The following is a 19,814-nucleotide window of genomic DNA, read 5'->3' as shown; positions in this document are numbered from 1 at the left end:
CTCCTAACTATTTTGTGCCGTCATTGTAGCGCCCAACGCCGAGTGGGTCTTGCGATCCAGCGGATAACGCCAGGCCAGCACTGCCATGGGAGCCAGCAGCAGGCAGGGCCAACCGGCGAAGGCCAGCTTAAGCCCGGTAACCGCAGAATCACTCAATGCGCCCTGAGCACTGAAGCCAAACCAGGCGGGAATGCTCAGGCCGATGGCGCCCCCCACCCCCTGATTGAGCTTGAACACCAGGGCCTGAAAGGCGAAGAGGATTCCCGCCCTGTCCCGGCCATTGAGCGCCAGATCCGCGTCCACCAGATCCCCCAACATCGAGGGCAATACCAGAGACGCCAGACCCAACATTGAACCGAACAGGATCATCGCCAGGGTCATGGGCATCAAGGCTTGAGGACCGGGCTCAATGTTGACGATCACCAGCAGCAGCACCATCATCCCCGGCGCCGACAACGCCCACAGCCTGTGCTTGTCCATCCGCCTGAGCAGTTGCAGCCACAGCGGCATGGAGAGGGCCATGGTCAGGGAAAAGGGCACCGCAATACGGGAGATGGAATCCCCCAGCTCCAGGTACTGACTGGCGTAGATGACAAACAGCGCGGAGACGGCGCCGGTGGCCAGGCCAAACAGCACCTGGGTCAGCAGGAAGTGGCGCAGCCAGGGCAGAGTTCTGAACACCTGCAGCATGTCACCGGGACGGATTCTGTGCTGACCATGCACCCTGGGCTCAGGCACCCGCCAGCACATCCACACCAGGGTAACCGGCAGTGCCATGGCTACGAAGGCGGCCAGTGCCGCCATCACCTCTGGCGTGAAAGACTTGCCCTGACCCAACAGCATGGGAGACGCCATAAACAGCACGCCGCCGGCGAAGCCAAGGATCTGCCGCCACATGGAGATGCGATTACGCTGCTGATAGTCACGGCTCAGTTCCGCCGCCATGGCCGAATGCGGGATCTCCACCAGGGTCCAGCCCAGAGCCAGCAACAGATACCAGCCCAGCAGGTAGCTCAGGCCCGCCTCCGGAGCCGGCCTGAACAGCTGCCAGACAGCCAGGGCACACACCAGGGCCCCAACTAGCATCAGCGGCTTGCGGGAGCCCAGCCGGTCAGACAACAGTCCGATCACCGGATCGGTGACGCCATCAAACAACCGCGACACCAGGGTTACCGTGGCCATCATGCCCAGGGTCACCGCGGTGTGGTCGATATAGAAGTTCGGCAAGATCGCCGCCGTAGGCGACATCAGCATGGAGAGAGGGAGGTTAACCAGCCCGAACAGAATCAGGGTCCGGGCGGGAAGAGACTGTGGCATGGTGGCTCCATGAGAGTGAACTCAGGGCATTGCACCACAGTCTGGAGGAAATGTCTGTGAATTAGGCTTAGGCACCGCCTTCGGCGTCGTGCATGATGCTGGCGCCCTCTTGTTGGGCCAGCTGTGCCAGCTCCTTGTCGATCATGTACAGGCCCTGGCCGCTGTCACCCACCAGGGTCAGCTTATCCAGAACGGACTTGAACAGCTTCTCCTCTTCATGCTGCTCGGCCACATACCACTGCAGGAAATTGAAGGTGGAGTAATCCTGCGTGGAGAAGGCGGTGTGGGCCAGATCATTGATGCTGCGGGTCACCAGCTGCTCATGCTCGTAGGTTTTGGCAAAGATGTCTGCCAGAGACTCGAAGTTGTGGTCTGGCGCTTCAATTTGACCGATCAGGGGCAGGCCGCCAGCCTCGCTGACGTAGGTGAACAGGCGACGCATGTGCTGCATCTCCTCGTCGGCGTGATCCCTCAGGAACTCAGCGGCTCCCTCAAAACCCTTGTCCTCACACCAGGCACTCATCTGCAGGTAGAGGTTGGAGGAGAAAAACTCCAGGTTAATCTGCTCATTGAGCTTGTCGATCATGGTCTTCGATAGCATGGGTGGGACTCTCCGGTTTCAACTACAACTGGTGACATTGTTCTTAGTTACGCATCAAATATCAACCGGGTTCAGTGGTTTGAGCCGGGAAATTCAGGGAAGCCAGCACTTGGGGCAACACCCCCTCCGCCACCTCCACCCGATTGCGTCCCTTCTGCTTGGCGCTGTAGAGCGCCTCATCCGCCATCTTCATCAACAGCTCCAGGGTAACCGGGTTGCCCGAGGTGCAACTGACGCCGGCGGACAGGGTGACCCGACCCAGCGCCTGACCATTGTGATTCAACTCCAACGCCGCGATCGCCGTGATCAGTTTGTTGGCCAGATCCAGGGCCCCGGTGGCATCGGTGTCTGGGCAGATCACCGCCAGCTCCTCACCGCCATAGCGACACACCAGATCCGACTTGCGCACCTGCTCAGTCAACTCCTTGGCCACCCGCTGTATCACAAAGTCACCGGAGTCATGGCCAAAGGTATCGTTAAACTTCTTGAAGTGGTCTATGTCCAGCATCAGCATCGACAACGGCTCCTGACGCCGCTCGCTGAGAGCCAGTTGCGTCTCAAGAAACTCCATCATATGCCGCCGGTTGAACAGGCCGGAGAGAGGATCTCGAATGGCCTGGTCCTTGAGGTTGTCTCTCAGGCGAATGTTAGCCAGAGCCAAACCCACCTGTTCAGCCATCGATTCCGCCACCGCCCTGCCCGCCAGCATCTGAACTTCATCGGTAAACATCAGGCTAAGCACCCCGAGGGCCTCCCCCTGAGCCAGCAGCGGGATGCAGAGCTGACTGCCCGGCTGAGTCTGATGTTCGCAAAGGATCTCTATCCCCTCATCACAGCTCAGGTGGGTGTTGCCCTTAAGCAGCGCCCAACACTCCTCAGAGCCAAACTCACGGGGCCCGGGCCACCCTCCTCCCCAATGGGTTACCATCTTCAGTCCACGAGCCGACCGGATCAGGGCGATGCTGCCGCGCGCCCCCGGAAGCAACTGCTCGGCGATGGGTTCCATCACCCTGCAGGCGGCATCCACAGTGGTACAGGCGGACATCAGGCTGCCGAGGCGCTGCAACATCGCCAGATCCCGGGTTCGTGCCACCACCTGCACCTCCTGACTGGCGGCCGCATCCCGGCGGCCGTTCTCCAGGGTCAGCCGCAACCAACGCCAAAAGGTCAGCACCACGAACAACCCCAGCATCCAGGTCAGTAGCACCCAGAATCTGAGGGTCATCAGGGCCCCGGTAAGAACGGCGTTGGGTTCAGAGACGCGCACCAGGCGGATCTGATCGCCCTGGCTCAGGGACAGCGCCAGGAAATACACCTCACCCAGGGAGGCTTCGTGGCGCAAAGCTGCGCCGATGCCACTGGCCATGGCCTGCCTCAGCTCAGGAGAAGAGGCCGCAACCCGCCCTCCTCTCTCGCCCCGGGAGTCCACCAGAATACGGCCTGTCTCGTCCAGAATCTGCAGCCGGGCCTGGCTTCCTTCCAGCAACTGGGCCAGCGCACCAGACCGGAGGCCGGTTTCAGAGGATTCAGCATGAAGCACCAGACCGGCCCCAAGCTGAGCCAGTTGCTGCAGCCTCGCCTGGTGCATCTGCCGAATCTGAGACTCGAAAACCAGGGTAAGGAACACCATCAGCAGGCTTAGGAGCACCACCATCAGCACCAGGGGCTGCCAGAGACGAATAGGGGATTTGAGCATGACTCATCCATGTGGGTCGCGACCATCCATGGCCAACTTATTGTAAGTATAGAGAGTTTTCCGAAGAGTGCCGATGTAACACCGTGGCCATTGGACCAGGGTAAACAACATTGGCCCATCCACAGGACAAATCATCAATAAAAACAAAGATTCAGCGGCAACCCCTCGAGGATCAGGGGTGGCACAAGGCCTGAAGTGAAGGGTGGCTGCGTCGATAAGCCGCCAGCATGGCGGCCTGATTCTCTGGAAGGGCCGCAGCCAATTGAAAACCCAGGGACAGGTACCAGGCCACCAGCTCAGGCTGGGCGAAGCACCACACAGGCTCGCCAGCCGCAGCCACCACCTGGCGTACCAGGGCAGCCCCAATGCCGGATCGGCGATGTTGGGGCGCCACCCACACCCCTCTCAGCTGCAGCGCTCCGCCTTGGGGACTGAGGCGGGCTGCCGCCACAGGACGCCCCGCCAGCCGACCAAACCACACCCTGTCATGACGCCGGCAGCGATCCTTCTCACCCTGATCGCGATAGAAGCGGTCCGCCAGGGGCAGTGCCTGTACCGGCAAGGCTTCGATACTCAATGCCGCCAATAGGGTCTCTCCGGGTTGTATGCCAGGTAAAAGCGTCTATATCTATAGATAGGGTACTCAGGCTCGGGTCGTGGAGGAGCCATGAACAGCTATCCGTTTGACCGGCGCCGGGAGGACCGGCGCCAAAGTCAGGATCGCCGCACTCAGCCCAGGGACGGCGAAGAGAGCAGCGACCGCCGTCAGATATTCGGACGCCGAAAGTACGACCGGCTGCCCACCAGTCCTCGCTAGCCCCAGTGTTACGACAAGGCCGCTTTGACGTAAACGTCGAAGCGGTTTTTCTTGGTTTCGATGGCCATGGTGGGCTCGCGGCCATCCAGGTGCTCGGCGTAATCGGGCCGTTTCACTACCACCCGTCTCTGGGCCAGCTTGAGCGCTGGCACCAGCAGGGCATCGGCATCCTCATCGCTGCCCACCAGCTGCTGAAACACCCGCATCTCCTTCTTCACCAGGGCGGACTTGGCTCTGTGAGGGTACATGGGATCCAGATAGACCACCTCCACCTCCTGCTCAATCGCCCCCAGGGAGTCGATGCTGTTCCCCGGGGCCAGGCTGAGCCGTTCAGTGACCCAGCGGCCGATCTCGCTGTCCTCACAGGCTCGGCGCAGACCATCTTCCAACAGGGCCGCCACCACAGGGTGACGCTCCACCATGATCACCCGGCAGCCGAGACTGGCCAGCACGAAGCTGTCCCGCCCCAAACCGGCCGTGCCATCCACCACCAGGGGAGTGACGCCCCCCTTGAGGCCCACCGCCTTGGCGATCGCCTGCCCGCGGCCACCACCAAACTTGCGCCTGTGTGCGGCCGCACCGGACGCCAGATCCACACTGATGGCGCCTGTTTTGGGCTCATCCCTGAGTCTCAGGCTGAGCTGCCCCTGCTCAAAGCCCAGTGAAAACGGGGAAGTCTCGCTATGCTCCAGCTGCCAACGTCGGGCGATGTCGGGCAATCGCTGGGCGTCATCGCCCTGTGAGTCCAGATAAAGGGAGTACATGATCAGTCCGGGGAGTATCGATGGCGGAAGTATACCCATGGCCAGACACAGGCACAAAAAAAGCGCGCCATCTGGGCGCGCTTTGACGACTATGCCGGGGTTCAGGCAGCGACCTGACCCAGCACAGGTTGTGCAATCATTTCACGACCCAGTTCCAGGGCGCTCTGGCACTTACCCAGCCACTCATTGCCATCCAGAACAGGACCATTACCGCAGCGAACGATGTCCGCCAGCACATTGAAGAACTCACCTTCACCGGCCATGACACCGCAGGGCATCAGGGTCTGGCGAGAGGTTTGCAGTTGACTGCCCAGCACCGCAGCACGGCCACGGGCGGTCAGGCGGGCACGCTGCTCTTCGTTGAGGCGATACCCCTCTTTCTCAGCGACCACCAATGCCTCATCCAGCTGGCGGTCAAACTCTTCGGAGGCATCTCTCAGGGCAGCCACACGCTTGTCGGCGGCACGACGCCACAGATCGCTGTAGCAGACCAGCAGTTCCAGTTGGGCCAGGATATCGTCATGGGCCAGACGCTGTTGCTCCAGCACCAGCAGGCTGACGAATCGTTCCATACCGCTCAGTTCCAGCGAGGACAGACGCTTGGCGAATTCGGTACGGCGAGTCAAACCCACCTGCACCAATGCGGCCATCATATCTTCTTTGCTGATGAAGTGACCGTAGAGGGTTCCGACAGAGCACTCGGCGGCGCGAGCAACATCGGCCATACGAAAGTCGAGAGCACCTTTGCTGCTCGCGGTATTCAGGGCAGCCAACAGAATGCGGGTTTCCCTAACCTTGTATAAATCTGATTTACTCATCGTCCTTTTACTCCTGTTTGCCAAGGGCGCGGCACGCTACCGGCACAATGCGGATATATAACCAGATTCCAGATACCCCTTCCGAGATATAGATCGCACTTACAGAAGCATTCCCATTAGAAACAAAGGGTTGCGAAACTTTCTCGGGAAAAACTGACACAGGTCAAAATATCATTCGAACTGCACCTTTCGCCCTGCCAGCAGAAGAAGCAAAAAACAAGCGAGACAGCTTGTGCCATAAGGGTTACATCGACGTTAACCGGAGATAACTTAAATTGGGGTGGCAAAAGTTTGACCAGGATCGAAGATTATTCACCCGGCATCAAACTGTCCTTTTATCTTCGGTCAGGATCAGGTACTCAATGGGTCACACAATCAGAGGAGTCCACTGTGATCCGTGCCACCCCGCTCTTAATTGCACTGCTTCCTGCACCTGGCTTCGCCATGTGCGGCGACCTGTGTCAGTGGCTGGATAACTGGTTTGACGACTACCTCACCCCGGTGGACTACAACTACGCCCATGCGGCACTGGCGAAGATCCACGCCACCGACGACAGCGGCATGCAACTCTCTGCCGGTGCACTGGCCCAGTTGAATCAGCGTTGGTTGCTCGACATCAATGCGGAGATGAACTGGCAGGAGGAGGGGCAACAGTATCAGAGCGCCGCCCTCAACCGATTCCAGGCCCGGCTCGACTACCGGATTGCCGGGGACGAACACTGGGATTTCCTGGTTGGGGTGGGCACCAGCCTGGCCAGTTGGAGCCAGGGGGATCTGAAGGAGTACTCCATCTCTCCGGTGGTGGCCTTCCAGATTCGGGGCAAACTCACCAGCCAGCTGGACCTGGAGATTCGCCACCAGGTGGCCAAGGAGTTCGATAAACAGTGGAACCACTCCAGCGTCGGCCTGGTGTTCTACCCCACGCCTCAAATCGCCCTCAATCTGAGGGCCGAGCACAACGAGGTCGCCAATAGCCTGTTGCTGGAAACCCGCTTCTACTTCTAGGCATTCTCCCAAAAAAAGAGGCCCGAATGGGCCTCGTTTCTGTTTAGGCGGCGATGCCGCTGTGACGCAGCAGGGCGTCAATCTCCGGCTCGCGGCCACGGAATCGCTTGAACAGCTCCATGGGCTCCTCGCTGCCACCACGCTCCAGGATGCAATCCAGGAAATCGGCGCCCACCTGCGGGCTGAAGATCCCCTCCTCCTCGAAACGGCTGAAGGCATCGGCGGACAGCACCTCGGCCCACTTGTAGCTGTAGTAGCCAGCCGCATAGCCCCCGGCGAAGATGTGGCTGAAACCGTGCTGGAAGCGGTTAAACTCAGGCGCCTTGATCACCGAGACCTGGTCGCGTACCTGGTTCAGGGTCTGTTGAATCCGGTCACCGAGCTCAGGCTGGTATTCCAGGTGAAGACGGAAGTCGAACAGGGAAAACTCCAGCTGGCGCACCATCATCATGGCGCTCTGGTAGTTCTTGGCCGCCATCATCTTCTCCAACATCTGATGGGGCAGAGGCTCGCCACTCTCATAGTGGCCGGAGATGAAGGCCAGCGCCTCCTCCTGCCAGCACCAGTTCTCCAGGAACTGGCTGGGCAGCTCCACCGCATCCCAGGGTACCCCATTGATGCCGGCGACACTGCTGGCCTCCACCTTGGTCAGCATATGGTGGATGCCGTGGCCAAACTCGTGGAACAGGGTCACCACCTCATCGTGGGTGAACAGGGCGGGCTTGTCTCCCACCGGGCCGTTGAAGTTGCAGGTCAGGTAGGCCACCGGGCTCTGCAAACCGGCAATGCGCAGACGGCGGCCGCGGCAGTCGTCCATCCAGGCGCCGCCACGCTTGTTCTGACGGGCAAACAGATCCAGGTAGAAGCTGCCGCGCAACTCTCCTTGGGCATCATGGATGTCGAAATAGCGCACATCCTCATGCCAGACATCCACTCCCTGCACTTCGGAGACGGTCACACCGAACAGCTTCTCGACGGTGGAGAACAGGCCGCTGAGCACCTGCTCCTGAGGGAAGTAGGGGCGCAGCTGTTCATCGGAGATGCTGTACAGGTGCTGCTTCTGCTTCTCGGAGAAATAAGCGATGTCCCAGGCGTTCAGCTCCCCGGCACCATGGTGCTCTCTGGCATAGGCCGTCAGCTGTTTCAGCTCCTGCTGGGCCTGAGGACGGGAGCGCAGGGCCAGTTCATTGAGGAAGGAGATCACCTGGGCCGGCTCCTCCGCCATCTTGGTGGCCAGGGACATATCGGCGTAGCTGTCGAATCCCAGCAGCCCCGCCAGCTCATGCTTGAGGGAGAGCATCTCCGCCATCAGGGGGGAGTTATCAAACTCGCCGGCGTTGGGGCCCTGATCCGAGGCGCGGGTGCAGTAGGCGGTGTACACCTCCCGGCGCAGCTCGGCATCATCGGCGTAGGTCATCACCGCGATGTAGGAGGGAAACTCCAGGGTCAGCAGGTAACCCTCGTGGCCGCGCTGTTCGGCGGTCTGACGCGCGGCGGCGATGGCGCTCTCCGGCAGGCCAGCCAGTTGAGCCACGTCCGAGATCTGTTTGGTCCAGGCATTGGTGGCATCCAACACCCGGTTGGCGTACTGGCTGGAGAGTTCGGACAGACGCATGCGAATCTCGCCAAAGCGTTTCTGTTTCGCCTCATCCAGGCCAATGCCGGACAGCTCAAAGTCTCGCAGGGCGTTGTCGATCACCTTCTTCTGCGCCAGGGTCAGAGTCTCATAGTGTCCGGACTCCCTCAGAGATTTGTAGGCCTGATACAACCCCTTATGCTGACCCACCCAGGTGCCGTACTCAGACAGGGCCGGCAGGCAGGCATCGTGGGCTTCCCGCAACTCATCGTTGCTGACCACGGAGTTCATGTGACTGACCGGTGACCAGATTTTGCCCAGATGATCGTCCGCCTCCTCCAACGGCTCCACCAGGCCGTCCCAGGTAAAGGGGGCACCGGCGGCCACCACCTGCTCCACCTTGTCGCGACAGGCCGTCAGGGCCTGTTCCACCGCTTCCTGAACATGTTCCGGTCGAATGGCTGAGAACAGGGGAAGTTGATCCGTGTTCATCAAGGGGTTGGTCATGGGGGCTCCTTGTTGGTCTGTGCTAACCGCATTTAAGGGTAGTGTCTCCACACAACATGGGGCGCAGCCAGGACAAAAACAAGGTGTTACCTGAAACTTTGCCTGAGACAGGGGATGACCTGCCGATTGAGTTCACACTCTATCAACCTCAATTTGTATGAAGATTTTTAAATTGTTATTACTTGGGTGACGGTGAAACATAAACGGGCTTTTACAGGGCGTTACCGAGCAAAATCCTGCATTTTTACCCCGGTAGAAACCACGTTTGTGACACAGAGTGGATTATTCCCTGCTCCTGGCAAGGTTTTCGGGAGACCTCTCACAGAACGCAATAACCAATAAGAATAAAATCCATTCTCACTCGCAATCACAATGTACCAGCGAATAGGTAATTACAATGAAATCCATCCTGACCACCAGCATAATGTTGGCGCTGGCCAGCTTCTCAGCAGCTGCAGCAGATTATGAAGTGGACTTTGGCTACGACTCCAAGTACATCTCCGAAGGACGTGACAACCTCGATAAGGGCGGCATCTACTGGCTGAATGGCGCCGCAGGTTTTGAAAACGGCATCACCCTGTCCGCCGCCTATGGCTACGCCGCCGACTCCAGTGTCGACTACGATGAGCTGAACCTGGGCATCGAGTACGGCTTTGAAGTGGGGGATTTCAGCTTCTACGGCAGTTATACCCGCCTCGAGTTCTTCGAAGACAGTGAGTCCGACAACGAGCTGGGTGCCGGTATTGCCTACGGTGGCCTGGAGTGGTTCGAACCCTTCGTAGACTATGTCTACAGCACCGAAGCCGAAGGTGGCTTCCTGGAGATTGGCATCCAACGGGAGTTCGCCATCAACGAGGCGATCACCTTCACTCCTTACGTGATTGCCGCGTTCGACTACGGCTACGCCAGTCCAGACCACGATGGAGCCAACCACCACACTTTTGGAGCTTCTCTGGGATACCAGTTGAACGACACTTGGGCGGTCAATGCGATCATCGAACACCAGAAAGGTGACAAAGATGTCGAGCTGGATGTGGGCAACGACGATGGTCACACCTGGGTCGGCCTGCATTTCACCGCCGGCTTCTGATCCCCACTTTTCCAGAAAGGGAGCCAATCGGCTCCTTTTTTTGCGTCTTTTTCTTTCCCCGTGCGTCTTACCTCTCTTACAGTGACACTAACCCCCAAGGAGAGACGCCCATGCTGGATCACTGGCAGGCCCACAAGAGCAAACTTCGCGCCTATCTGGCCGCCCGGCCGCCCGGCTGCCGGATCCGGACGCCGTCGACGACACCCTGCAGGAGATCTTCCTCAAGGCCCACAGCAAACAGCATCAACTCAGGGAGCAGCAGAGCCTGGGAGCCTGGCTCTACCGCATCGCCCACAACGCCATCATGGATCATTACCGTCGTCACCCCGACTGGGCCCCCCTGGACCAGGAGCCCCCGGCGCCGGAAGCGGACCAGGCTGAGATCGCCCACCAGGAACTGGCCCAATGTCTGCGGCCACTGATCAACGAGCTGCCGGAGAAATACGGCCTGCCCCTGACCCTGGCGGATCTGGAGGGAAAGAGTCAGCAACAGGTGGCCGAGCAGCTGGGATTGAGCCTCTCCGGCGCCAAGAGCCGCGTCCAGCGGGGACGGGAAAAGCTGAGGCAGAAGATCCTGGCCTGCTGCGCCCTGGAAACCGGTCCGGACGGGGTGCAAGCCTATGCCCCAAAAGGCAACTGCGGCTGCTGAGCAACAATATTTTGCGTCCTTTCATCGGCGCCTGCGTCTGGTAAGGCATCACAGAAAATGTCTTAGGAGACCACCATGCTGAAAGTGATCAGTTTTACCATCTGCCCCTTCGTCCAGCGCATCACCGCCCTGCTGGAGGCCAAGGGGCTGCCTTACCAAGTGGAGTACATCGAGCTGGCCAACAAGCCGGACTGGTTCCTGGAGATCTCCCCCAACGGCCAGGTGCCGCTGCTGCTGACCGAACAGGGCAGCGCCCTGTTCGAGTCCGACGCCATTGCCGAGTACCTGGAGGACAGCTTCGGCCCGCTGCAGCCGGAGCTCACCCCGGAGCAGAAGGCACTCAATCGGGCCTGGAGCACCCTGGGCAGCAAGCAATACCTGGTCCAATGTTCCGCTCAGAGCAGCGCCGACATCGAGACCCTGGTGGAGCGCAGCGCCAAACTGGCCGGTGCCTTCACCAAGGTGGAAAAGGCGCTAGGCACTCACCGCTACTTCAACAGTAATAGCCCCTCCATGGTGGACATCGCCTGGCTGCCGGTGCTGCACCGGGCCTGGATCATCAAGGAGAAAACCGGTTACGACTTCCTGGCCGGTTTCCCTAAGGTGCAAGCCTGGCAGAGCGCCATTCTGGACAGCGGCCTGACCGCCCCCAGTGTCTCCACTGCCTTTATGGAGCGCTTCGAAGAGTACTACCTGTCTGAGCGCACCCTGCTGGGACGCCTGCGCCAGCACTGCCCCAAGTGCGATTGCGATGCTCACACCCTGGAGCAGCAATGCACCGAACTGAAGTGCTGCACTCAACTCCAGGCCTGCGACACCACCGCCAGCCAGTGTGGCGACAGCGGCTGCTGTGGCTGATTCTCACCCACCCAGGCGGAGCTTCCCTCCGCCTAATCCGATTAGACCAATCCCTTGTTTTCGTTTGAGGCCGGCCCCAGATCAGAGTTAACTTAGGCTAGTTCTGCCAATTCACAGCTCACCATCAAAGGATTTTTTCCATGGCTCAGCAATTTGACTATATCGTTCTCGGTGCCGGCAGCGGCGGCATCGCTTCCGCCAACCGGGCCGCCATGCGCGGCGCCAAGGTGCTGCTTATCGAGGCCAAGCACCTGGGCGGAACCTGCGTGAACGTCGGTTGCGTGCCCAAGAAGGTGATGTGGTTCGGCGCCCAGGTGGCGGAGGCGGTCAACCTCTACGGCCCGGATTACGGCTTCGATCTCACCCTCAACAAATTCGACTGGGGCAAGCTGGTGGCAAGCCGCGAAGCCTACATCGAGCGCATTCACGGCGGCTACAACCGTGGCTTGGACGCCAACGGCGTCACCCTGGTCAACGGCTTCGGCAAGTTTGTCGATGAGCGCACCCTCGAGGTGAACGGCGAACACTACACCGCCCCGAACATCCTGATCGCCACCGGCGGTCGCCCCACCATCCCCAACATCCCCGGCGCCGAACACGGCATCGACTCAAACGGCTTCTTCGCCCTCACCGAGCAGCCCAAGCGGGTGGCGGTGGTGGGCGCCGGTTACATCGCCGTAGAACTGGCCGGGGTACTGCACTCCCTGGGCAGCGAAACCCACCTGCTGGTGCGCAAGCACGCACCACTGCGCAACTTCGATCCGCTGATCACCCAGACCCTGGTGGAGCTGATGGAGAAGGAGGGGCCGACCCTGCACACCCACTCCATCCCCAGCGAGGTGGTGAAAGAGTCCGACGGCAGCCTGACCCTGAAGCTGGAGAACGGCAACAGCCTCAATGTGGACAGCCTGATCTGGGCCATCGGCCGTGAACCGGCCACCGACGTGATCAACATCGAGGCATCCGGGGTCAAGACCAACGAGCGCGGCTTCATCCCGGTGGATGAGTACCAGAACACCAATGTGCCCGGCATCTACACCGTGGGCGACATCATGGAGGGCGGCATCGAACTGACGCCGGTGGCGGTCAAGGCGGGTCGTCAACTGTCTGAGCGCCTGTTCGGCAACCAGCCCAATGCCAAGATGGATTACTCACTGGTGCCCACCGTGGTGTTCAGCCACCCGGCCATTGGCACCATTGGCCTCACCGAGCCTCAGGCGGTGGAGCAGTATGGCGAGGAAAACGTCAAGGTGTACACCTCAGGCTTTGCCGCCATGTACACCGCGGTCACCGCCCACCGCCAGCAGACCCAAATGAAACTGGTGTGCGCCGGTCCCGAGGAGAAGATCGTCGGCCTGCACGGCATCGGCTTCGGCATGGATGAGATCCTCCAGGGCTTCGCCGTGGCCATCAAGATGGGCGCCACCAAGGCGGACTTCGACAACACCGTGGCCCTGCACCCCACCAGCGCCGAAGAGTTTGTCACCATGCGCTAAGCGCAGGCACAGAATGCAAAAAGCCGCTCATGGGAGCGGCTTTTTTGTGTTATTCACCCGGGCTATTCCACCCTGTCTACCTGCAGCTGCAGGGTCATCACCCACACATCCCGGGTCATCTCAGCGGGGTTCTCGACAATCTCCACCGCCATCCCCTCTTCCGGCAAATCCAGCCCCTGGCGCACCACTTCATGGAGCAACTTGTCCCACACCGCAAAGTAGGCGGTCTCCGACGCCAGGGCCACCCGACAACAGAGATAATCACCCGCGGGCAGAGTCCGAATAACCCCACTTCCGCCCTGCGTAGACGCTTCGTCCACCCGCACTCCGACATCCATTTTATAATCGAACAGGTTGGCGGTGAGCTGGGCGGTCACGTCAGACACCATCAGCAGTGGCTGCGCCCCCACCGACGCCCCAAGGTCACACAGCTGCTCCAGGCTGGGCGCCGTCAGCCGTCGTCCCTTGAGGGTTCGCCGGGGCTGCGACAGCAACTCACACTCGACCCCGGCCACCAGCTGGCTCTCCAGACTGCCGGCCTCTGGCTTGGGATGCCCCAGCTGCTCCAGCAACTGACCCAGCTCATGCAGCTCCGAGTCCTTGCCCAGCGCCCGAATCGCCCTGGCACTGGTGCCCAGCTCTCTTTTGAGCGCCTTGGCCAGGGCCTGAGAGGAGGAGTAGCCGGTGGCGTGAGCGATCTCGGTGACGCTGCGCTTTGCCGAGGCCAGCAGCAGGTGCACCGCGGTCTGCAACCGCATCCGGCTCAGGTACTGACCCGGGGTCTGGTGGAACACCGAATGAAAGATGCGGTGAAAATGGTGAGGGGAGATGGCGCAATGGGCTGCCACTTCATCCCAGCTTGGGGGGGGCACCTCATCCAGATTGGCCATCATAAAGCCAATGGCTTTCTCGAAGCGCTTGCGCCAGTGCGGCGGCAATGGCTCCACCAGTTGCAGTTCCGGCACCAGATTGTGCGGGGCCGGCAGCGAGGGTTTCTGTGACACCCTAAGACTCTCTCAGCTTGGAAGATGCAGTGATGATGACCCGCCTCGGAGAAAAAGGCCATCTCAGTGTGCGCTCTCAGCGCCAGACCCCACAGCCATCAGCCTGGCGCTGATGGACTGCAGCCGTGAGACACCCTGCAGCGCCACCGGCAACATCACTGCCGCCTCCACAAACTCCCAGCTGTAGGTGACGATGGCGAAGAGGGTGCCGGCGCTGGGTTGAACCACCCAGATTGCCGCCAGCATCAGGTTTGCCAGGATGAAGGCAAACTGCATCAGGTAAAGCAGGCCATACATCAGGGCATCGGTATCGGACAGTTGAATCTCTCGATGGCGCAACCGGACCAGATGAAGCAACAGGCTCTCCCCGGATGACTGTTGCAACACCCTGACCTGGCGCTCCTGCTGGCGGTTAATCAGGTGGTTCAGACGCCGATACCGCGGATGAAACAGGCTGTAGGCCCCCAGCATCACCAAGGCCGTGAGCAGGGCCGCCGCGCCAAGAGCCCAGGCAAAACCCGACAGGATAATCAGGGCAGCCAGCAACTGAATGATGGCCGTCAGCAGCGGCGGCAGCTCGTTCTCCAGAAAGTCCACCAGCTCCCGGCTCATATCCAGCCGGGCGCTGCGTACCGACAGGGGCTGGCTTGCCAGTCGCCTGCCCACTTCACTGCCCAGCTCTACCCGGATGGCACCATAGGCTCGAGTGTCATACAGCCGTCGCACCATCACCGCCAGGGTCACGCTGACCAGCAGGATGGCCAAAGGCCAGATCCCCGAGGCACTGCCCGCCATCACCCCATCAATGCCCCAACCCAGGGCCAGGGGAATCATCACCAGCAGGGCATTTTCCACCATCACCAACAGGACGGTCAGGACAATTTTTCCCGGAAAACGTTGCCACAGGGCCATCAGACTCAGCCGCTGCGGCCAGGGTGAGGATAAAGGGCTCATGTTTTGGTTCAGAGGAACAGAGAGGTGGCCACAGAGAACCCCTGCATGGACACCACCCGGCCGAATCGGCCCAGCGTCCTTTTGGCACTCCACAGCTCGTCGTTCAACCAGGCCACCCCCTGCTCCAGCTCCTGAACGCTCATCTGGGCTGGCTGAAACACCCCCTGGGAGCAGTCGTATCTTTGCCAGTCCCGGGTCAAAAGACGGCCCTGCCTGTCGAGCTGGTTGTAGAGCTTGGTGCCGGGAAAAGGGGTCAGAATATTGGGCTGGGGAACGTCCAGCTTAATCTCGTCCACAAAGGCCAGCGTGCGCTCGAAGATGCCGCCGTCGTGCTGATCGAAGCCGAACAGCAGACAGCTGTCGACAATGACGTTGTAGCTGTGCAGCCTTTCGATCAGCGCTTTAGCCCTGTCCACCTTGATGAAATTCTTGCCAGCCCCCTTCAGGGCCTCCTGGGAAACCGTCTCCAGGCCAATCAGCAGATACCACAGCCCGGATGCCACCGCCGCCGCCAGCAACTCCTCATCTTCGACGAAGTCCAGGGTGGCTTCGCCTACCCAGTGAATATTCAGCGGCGTCAGGGCACGAAACAGCGACAGGGCGTAATCCCGATCGGCACAAAGGTTGTCGCAGTGCAGCTCCAGTGACTGACAGCCGCTGGCCCGTATCTCTGCCACGACCTGATCCACAGGACGAAACGCTTCCCGTTTAAAGAAGGGCCGCACCGTGCAGTAGCTGCAGCTGTGTCGGCAGCCACGGCCCACCAGGACGCCCCAACAGCCGTAGCGCTTGCTGAGCCGGGCATCCATAGGCCAGGGATTCAGGGTAGCCAGATCCAGCGAACCCTGCCCCTGATTTCTGGGCTTGAGGGCCCCCTGAGCCAGGTCCGCCAGCAGCTGCGGCCACGCCTGTTCCGCCTCCCCGACCATCACCGCATCGGCGTGCAACTGCGCCTCCTCCGGCAGGGCGGACACATGCAAACCGGCCAACACCACAGGCACTCCGAGAGCTCGCTGGCTGTCCGCCAATGAATAAGCTCGGCTGATGTCCGGGGTACTGGCGAACAGCACCAACAGGTCGAACTGGTGCTCCTCCGGCAAGGCGTCCCCTATGGTTTCATCCAGAATGGTCACCTGATGAGGCTTTGGAGTGGCCGCTGCCAGGGAGAAGATCCCCTGAGGCGGAGAGGCCTGATACGCCTTGTAGGATTTGAATCCCGACTCCTGACACACTTTGATCGCCGCTATCCGCATAAACACTCCATGAAAAACAACCAGGACCATAGAGCCCCAAAAAAAGTGCCCACCCGCCCTCTGTCTGACAAGACTCAGGCGGTGGGCGACACCTTAAAGGTTCCAGTAGGGGTAGGTAAAACAGGTCAGTGCCAGGGCACTCCAGAGCAGCATGGCCAGCCAGTAGAGGCCGGGCTCTTCGGACCGCTTATGGCGATGCCACAGATAGGCACTGCCGCTCACCAGATCCCAAACCACCCACAGCGTCAGCAGGATGCCGAGACCATAGGAAAACAAGAATTCGCTGCTCATAGATTCCCCCAACTCAATATGCCACCAATGTAAACGAACCTGAGCCTCAGAAAGTGTCCCAAGCTGCGGATATCAGGGTTGCGCCGACCACCACGACAGCAAGCGTACACTGAATAAACACCCAGTAATCAAATCAAGACTCAAGTTTCATCCTGAGAATCCGGACATCAAAAAAACGCCCATTGTGAGACCCTTGAGGATGCTTTTAGCCGTCAAATCAGTGGCATAAACCATGCACTCTCCGGTGTCGGGCCCCCAGCCATCGAGCCCCTCTTGGGGGTATCCCTGAATTGCCGAGTCGATGAGAGGGCCCGATTCCTTACACATTGGGTTGGCTGTCCCCGAGACAGCTCTGGAGAGAAAAATGATGAAATGCCTACACCGTACCGCTGTCCTGGCATTGCCCATGGCGATGATTGGCAGCGCACTGGCCGCCACCTCAGGATCCCACTACTCCCCAGGGGGGGAAGGGGTCGAAGCGGGAACCCCACCGCCACCAGGGATGCACTACCGGCTCTACAACACCTGGTATGACGCCGACACCCTCACCGATGATAACGGCGACGCCCAGCAGATGGACTTCAGCCTGGAGGTGTTTGCCCAGGCCCACCGGTTCGTCAACGTCACCGACACCAAGATTTTCGGCGCCAATTGGGCCTATAACCTGATCGTGCCGGTCATCGACAAGGAGATCGCCATCGGCGGTGCCTTCGATGCTGCCTCCGGCTTGGAAGTGGGCGACATCGTCATCGAGCCGCTGGCGCTATTCTGGTTCAACCCGCGCTTCGACGCCATTCTGGCCATCGCCGCCATTGCGCCCACCGGCGACTACAGCGCCGACAAACCGGAATCCGTGGGTTATGGCTACTGGTCGGGAATGATCACCGCCGGTGGCACCTACTTCTTCGACGATGACCGCAGTTGGAGCTTCAGCACCCTGTCCCGCACCCTGTGGCATGGACACCAGGATGACACCGGCATCAGACCCGGGATGGAGTTCTGCCTGGAGGGGGGCGTGGGCAAAAACATCCTGTTGGATGATCACTGGCTGATCCGCCCTGGCGTCAGCTACTCCGCAGGCTGGCAGATCAGCGACGACAGCAAGGATGGCGCGGGCTCCATTGCGGACCAGCGCAAACGCTCCTTTGGCCTGGGTGCTGAGCTGAATGTGATGTACCTGCCCTGGCTGCTGCAGGCCAACTTGCGCTTCCACAGCGAGTTCGACAGCAATAACACCGCCGAAGGGGAGTCTCTGGTACTGACCTTCACCAAATCCTTCTGACCCAACCTGGTTGGGAGCTCAGGCTCCCAACCACCCCTCCAGTCATCGACTCAAGGAGTCCTGCCGTGAAAACCTGGTCTCAGATGCTGCTCACCGATGCCCAAGGCAACACGGTGCTGATTGCCACCGCCTGCTCAGGGGCAACCGGCCCCAAGATACAACCCACAGAGCCAGAGTCACCGGCCAGGTTGACGCCGGTGTTCAGCCCCGGCGGCCCAGTGTTCTCCCCGCCCAGATGGCGACGCAGAGGAAAAACGAACCAGCAGGAACAGGGAGGCGGTGAGGGTAAGCAGTCCGGTCGCAACGAAGACAGCGCTGAGCCCACAGCTTGCCAGCACGCTCCCCCCAAGCAGGGGACCAAAGATAAACCCCAGGTTGAGCACCAGATGAAACACACTTAAGGCCGCGCCCCGCTCGAAGCGCTCCCCCTGTTGCAGCAGCAACGAGGTGCACGCCGGTTGGGCCAGAGCCGTCAGCCCGCCCAGCCAGGCACCCAGCAACAGCGCCTGAGCATACTCCTGCACCACGGCCATCAGCAGCAGCCCCAGTGCCGTACCGGCAGTGCACCCCACCATCATCAGGTAACGGCAGCATCGGTCACTGAGCCACCCGCCCGTTTGCAGCAGCACCAAGGTCATCAGGCTGTTGGCCGCCAGCACGATGCCGGTTTGGCTGAGGCTGAGTCCAATCTCATCCCTGAGCATCATGGGCCAGAACAGGCCGACCTGGGCAATGCCCAGAGTGCGGGTGAAGATGTAGATCAACAGACTCTGCAAGGCTGGGTCGCGACACAGCCGCACCATCCCCAACAGGCGCCATTGAGAGGGCCTCGGCGTCTCGGGCCGCCTGGCCTCGCCGGACAGCGTCATCGCCAGACCCAGGGAAAAAGACGCCGACAACGCCAGCAGGCAATAGACTCCGGCGCAACCAAAGTGGTCCCCCAAAGCCCCTCCCAGCAGAGGGCCCAACGCCAGGGCAGAGTAGAACGCCAGGTCAATGCGTGCCACCGTTTGCCCCCGGCGACGAGGCTCAGCGAGATCGCTGACCAGGGCCAGCATCAATGGCCTGAACAGGGCCGACAATCCCCCCTGAAGGATACGCAGCAATGCGATGGCGTAGAGGTGATCCAGAGCCAGGAAGCCCAGGGCGATCAGCAGCTGTCCCCACAGGCAGAGCAGCAGGCTGCGCCTGGTCCCCAGACGCGACAGACACCAGCTCGCCATAGGGCTGAACAGACATTTGGAGCCGGCATAGAGGGTCAGCGCCAGGGCCAGAAACCCGCCCCTGGCCCCAAGGTCGGTGAGATAGAGTGAAAAGAAGGCATCGGTGACGCCCAGACCCAGAGTGGTCAGGAAGTTGATGCCAACGAGAGTGGAAAACAGGTTGCGCCCCGCCATGACTTTACTCCGCCAGCCCAAAGGGCTGCGTGTGACCCTCCAGAGGCGTTGCCGAGACCGTCAAAGCGCAACCCGGGCAGGTGTTCCTAGGGAAGCTGTTTGTCGAATGCATGGCACTCGTTGCAGTACATCACCGGCTCCTGGTGAGCCAGGTGACACTTGGTGCAACGTACTTTGCCATGGGGAGACTCGTGGAAGTCGACGCTGCGCTCCTCTGCCTGGAAGATGGGCAACGCCACCTTGTCGCCATGGCAAGCCTTACAGGTCTTGCTCTTGGCACGCTTGGTGGGTTTGTCGGTCTGGTGGCAGTCGGCACATTCGATGCCCAGGCCCCCATGGCGATCCCCCAGATGCTCCTTGGCCACCCCATTGAGAGAGAAGACCAGTCCGGCCACCGCCAGCACAGTCAGTGCAATTTTTTTCATTATTTAACCCCTGA

At 60.4% G+C, this 19,814-nt stretch carries 19 protein-coding genes and 1 pseudogene; 7 read left to right on the top strand and 13 right to left on the bottom strand.

Features of this window, described 5'->3' with window-relative positions; genetic code table 11:
* Positions 1-3: 3 nt before the first annotated feature.
* The 4 genes from G505_RS0109270 to G505_RS21155 form a co-directional block, all read right to left on the bottom strand.
* Entirely contained in the window at positions 4-1,317 is a 1,314-nt protein-coding gene (locus G505_RS0109270; RefSeq protein WP_028109298.1) for an MFS transporter, read from the bottom strand.
* Positions 1,318-1,384: 67 nt separating this feature from the next.
* Positions 1,385-1,918 carry a non-heme ferritin gene (ftnA, locus tag G505_RS0109265; RefSeq protein WP_028109297.1) on the bottom strand — a complete coding sequence of 178 codons (534 nt, stop codon included), beginning with the start codon at positions 1,916-1,918 and terminating at the stop codon, positions 1,385-1,387.
* A 61-nt stretch (positions 1,919-1,979) separates the two neighbouring features.
* Positions 1,980-3,614, bottom strand: a complete 1,635-nt coding sequence (locus G505_RS0109260; RefSeq protein WP_028109296.1) for a diguanylate cyclase — start codon at positions 3,612-3,614, stop codon at positions 1,980-1,982.
* Between the two features lie 172 nt (positions 3,615-3,786).
* Positions 3,787-4,200: a GNAT family N-acetyltransferase gene (locus G505_RS21155; protein ID WP_169628208.1), complete on the bottom strand. Its 414-nt coding sequence runs from the start codon at positions 4,198-4,200 to the stop codon at positions 3,787-3,789.
* Positions 4,201-4,281: 81 nt separating this feature from the next.
* Here G505_RS21155 and G505_RS23045 point away from each other — a divergent pair, with 81 nt between their 5' ends.
* Positions 4,282-4,431, top strand: coding sequence for a hypothetical protein (locus G505_RS23045; RefSeq protein WP_157509149.1), 150 nt, complete (start codon positions 4,282-4,284; stop codon positions 4,429-4,431).
* A gap of 8 nt (positions 4,432-4,439) precedes the next feature.
* On the opposite strand, the gene G505_RS0109245 is transcribed toward G505_RS23045, so the two are convergent.
* The gene (locus G505_RS0109245) at positions 4,440-5,195 is read right to left on the bottom strand and encodes a class I SAM-dependent methyltransferase (protein ID WP_028109295.1); all 756 of its coding nucleotides are present in this window, start codon (positions 5,193-5,195) and stop codon (positions 4,440-4,442) included.
* 101 nt (positions 5,196-5,296) lie between these two features.
* Entirely contained in the window at positions 5,297-6,013 is a 717-nt protein-coding gene (locus G505_RS0109240; protein WP_028109294.1) for a TetR/AcrR family transcriptional regulator, read from the bottom strand.
* Positions 6,014-6,403: 390 nt separating this feature from the next.
* Between G505_RS0109240 and G505_RS0109235 the strand changes: the two genes are divergently transcribed.
* Complete coding sequence (locus G505_RS0109235) at positions 6,404-7,018, top strand: hypothetical protein (protein WP_028109293.1); 615 nt, start codon at positions 6,404-6,406, stop codon at positions 7,016-7,018.
* Positions 7,019-7,061: 43 nt separating this feature from the next.
* Here G505_RS0109235 and prlC read toward each other — a convergent pair whose 3' ends face one another.
* Positions 7,062-9,101: an oligopeptidase A gene (gene prlC, locus G505_RS0109230; RefSeq protein WP_028109292.1), complete on the bottom strand. Its 2,040-nt coding sequence runs from the start codon at positions 9,099-9,101 to the stop codon at positions 7,062-7,064.
* A gap of 397 nt (positions 9,102-9,498) precedes the next feature.
* Here prlC and G505_RS21150 point away from each other — a divergent pair, with 397 nt between their 5' ends.
* From G505_RS21150 to gorA, 4 genes are all read left to right on the top strand, one after another.
* Complete coding sequence (locus G505_RS21150; protein ID WP_051216031.1) at positions 9,499-10,191, top strand: porin family protein; 693 nt, start codon at positions 9,499-9,501, stop codon at positions 10,189-10,191.
* A gap of 121 nt (positions 10,192-10,312) precedes the next feature.
* A complete protein-coding gene (sigZ, locus tag G505_RS21145; RefSeq protein WP_342662886.1) occupies positions 10,313-10,840 on the top strand; it encodes an RNA polymerase sigma factor SigZ in 528 nt (175 codons plus the stop codon).
* Between the two features lie 75 nt (positions 10,841-10,915).
* Entirely contained in the window at positions 10,916-11,698 is a 783-nt protein-coding gene (locus G505_RS21140) for a glutathione S-transferase family protein (RefSeq protein WP_051216030.1), read from the top strand.
* A 140-nt stretch (positions 11,699-11,838) separates the two neighbouring features.
* Positions 11,839-13,194: a glutathione-disulfide reductase gene (gorA, locus tag G505_RS0109210; RefSeq protein WP_028109291.1), complete on the top strand. Its 1,356-nt coding sequence runs from the start codon at positions 11,839-11,841 to the stop codon at positions 13,192-13,194.
* A gap of 62 nt (positions 13,195-13,256) precedes the next feature.
* Here the strand turns inward: gorA and G505_RS21135 are convergent, their stop codons facing one another.
* From G505_RS21135 to G505_RS0109190, 4 genes are all read right to left on the bottom strand, one after another.
* The gene (locus G505_RS21135; RefSeq protein ID WP_051216029.1) at positions 13,257-14,198 is read right to left on the bottom strand and encodes a helix-turn-helix domain-containing protein; all 942 of its coding nucleotides are present in this window, start codon (positions 14,196-14,198) and stop codon (positions 13,257-13,259) included.
* Positions 14,199-14,261: 63 nt separating this feature from the next.
* Entirely contained in the window at positions 14,262-15,152 is an 891-nt protein-coding gene (locus tag G505_RS0109200) for an ABC transporter six-transmembrane domain-containing protein (RefSeq protein ID WP_028109290.1), read from the bottom strand.
* Between the two features lie 8 nt (positions 15,153-15,160).
* On the bottom strand, positions 15,161-16,405 hold the full coding sequence (locus G505_RS0109195) for a B12-binding domain-containing radical SAM protein (protein WP_028109289.1): 1,245 nt from the start codon (positions 16,403-16,405) through the stop codon (positions 15,161-15,163).
* A 93-nt stretch (positions 16,406-16,498) separates the two neighbouring features.
* Positions 16,499-16,696: a hypothetical protein gene (locus G505_RS0109190; protein ID WP_028109288.1), complete on the bottom strand. Its 198-nt coding sequence runs from the start codon at positions 16,694-16,696 to the stop codon at positions 16,499-16,501.
* A gap of 364 nt (positions 16,697-17,060) precedes the next feature.
* Here G505_RS0109190 and G505_RS0109180 point away from each other — a divergent pair, with 364 nt between their 5' ends.
* Positions 17,061-17,978: a SphA family protein gene (locus tag G505_RS0109180; protein ID WP_245568355.1), complete on the top strand. Its 918-nt coding sequence runs from the start codon at positions 17,061-17,063 to the stop codon at positions 17,976-17,978.
* 176 nt (positions 17,979-18,154) lie between these two features.
* On the opposite strand, the pseudogene G505_RS21130 reads toward G505_RS0109180, so the two are convergent.
* A pseudogene (locus G505_RS21130) lies at positions 18,155-19,408 on the bottom strand (MFS transporter); the annotation flags it as partial.
* A 53-nt stretch (positions 19,409-19,461) separates the two neighbouring features.
* Entirely contained in the window at positions 19,462-19,800 is a 339-nt protein-coding gene (locus G505_RS0109170; protein WP_028109285.1) for a cytochrome c3 family protein, read from the bottom strand.
* Positions 19,801-19,814 lie beyond the last annotated feature (14 nt).

Origin of the sequence: Ferrimonas futtsuensis DSM 18154 (assembly GCF_000422645.1) — a bacterium.
Taxonomy (GTDB): domain Bacteria; phylum Pseudomonadota; class Gammaproteobacteria; order Enterobacterales; family Shewanellaceae; genus Ferrimonas; species Ferrimonas futtsuensis.
This window is presented reverse-complemented; position numbering and strand designations above follow the sequence as displayed.

Excerpts from the sequence above, each read along its gene's own strand:
- G505_RS0109270 (WP_028109298.1), bottom strand. The coding sequence starts at position 1,317 with ATGCCACAGTCTCTTCCCGCCCGGACCCTGATTCTGTTCGGGCTGGTT.
- ftnA (WP_028109297.1), bottom strand. The coding sequence starts at position 1,918 with ATGCTATCGAAGACCATGATCGACAAGCTCAATGAGCAGATTAACCTG.
- G505_RS0109260 (WP_028109296.1), bottom strand. The coding sequence starts at position 3,614 with ATGCTCAAATCCCCTATTCGTCTCTGGCAGCCCCTGGTGCTGATGGTG.
- G505_RS23045 (WP_157509149.1), top strand. The coding sequence starts at position 4,282 with ATGAACAGCTATCCGTTTGACCGGCGCCGGGAGGACCGGCGCCAAAGT.
- G505_RS0109245 (WP_028109295.1), bottom strand. The coding sequence starts at position 5,195 with ATGTACTCCCTTTATCTGGACTCACAGGGCGATGACGCCCAGCGATTG.
- G505_RS0109240 (WP_028109294.1), bottom strand. The coding sequence starts at position 6,013 with ATGAGTAAATCAGATTTATACAAGGTTAGGGAAACCCGCATTCTGTTG.
- prlC (WP_028109292.1), bottom strand. The coding sequence starts at position 9,101 with ATGACCAACCCCTTGATGAACACGGATCAACTTCCCCTGTTCTCAGCC.
- G505_RS21150 (WP_051216031.1), top strand. The coding sequence starts at position 9,499 with ATGAAATCCATCCTGACCACCAGCATAATGTTGGCGCTGGCCAGCTTC.
- G505_RS21140 (WP_051216030.1), top strand. The coding sequence starts at position 10,916 with ATGCTGAAAGTGATCAGTTTTACCATCTGCCCCTTCGTCCAGCGCATC.
- gorA (WP_028109291.1), top strand. The coding sequence starts at position 11,839 with ATGGCTCAGCAATTTGACTATATCGTTCTCGGTGCCGGCAGCGGCGGC.
- G505_RS0109200 (WP_028109290.1), bottom strand. The coding sequence starts at position 15,152 with ATGAGCCCTTTATCCTCACCCTGGCCGCAGCGGCTGAGTCTGATGGCC.
- G505_RS0109195 (WP_028109289.1), bottom strand. The coding sequence starts at position 16,405 with ATGCGGATAGCGGCGATCAAAGTGTGTCAGGAGTCGGGATTCAAATCC.
- G505_RS0109190 (WP_028109288.1), bottom strand. The coding sequence starts at position 16,696 with ATGAGCAGCGAATTCTTGTTTTCCTATGGTCTCGGCATCCTGCTGACG.
- G505_RS0109180 (WP_245568355.1), top strand. The coding sequence starts at position 17,061 with ATGATGAAATGCCTACACCGTACCGCTGTCCTGGCATTGCCCATGGCG.
- G505_RS0109170 (WP_028109285.1), bottom strand. The coding sequence starts at position 19,800 with ATGAAAAAAATTGCACTGACTGTGCTGGCGGTGGCCGGACTGGTCTTC.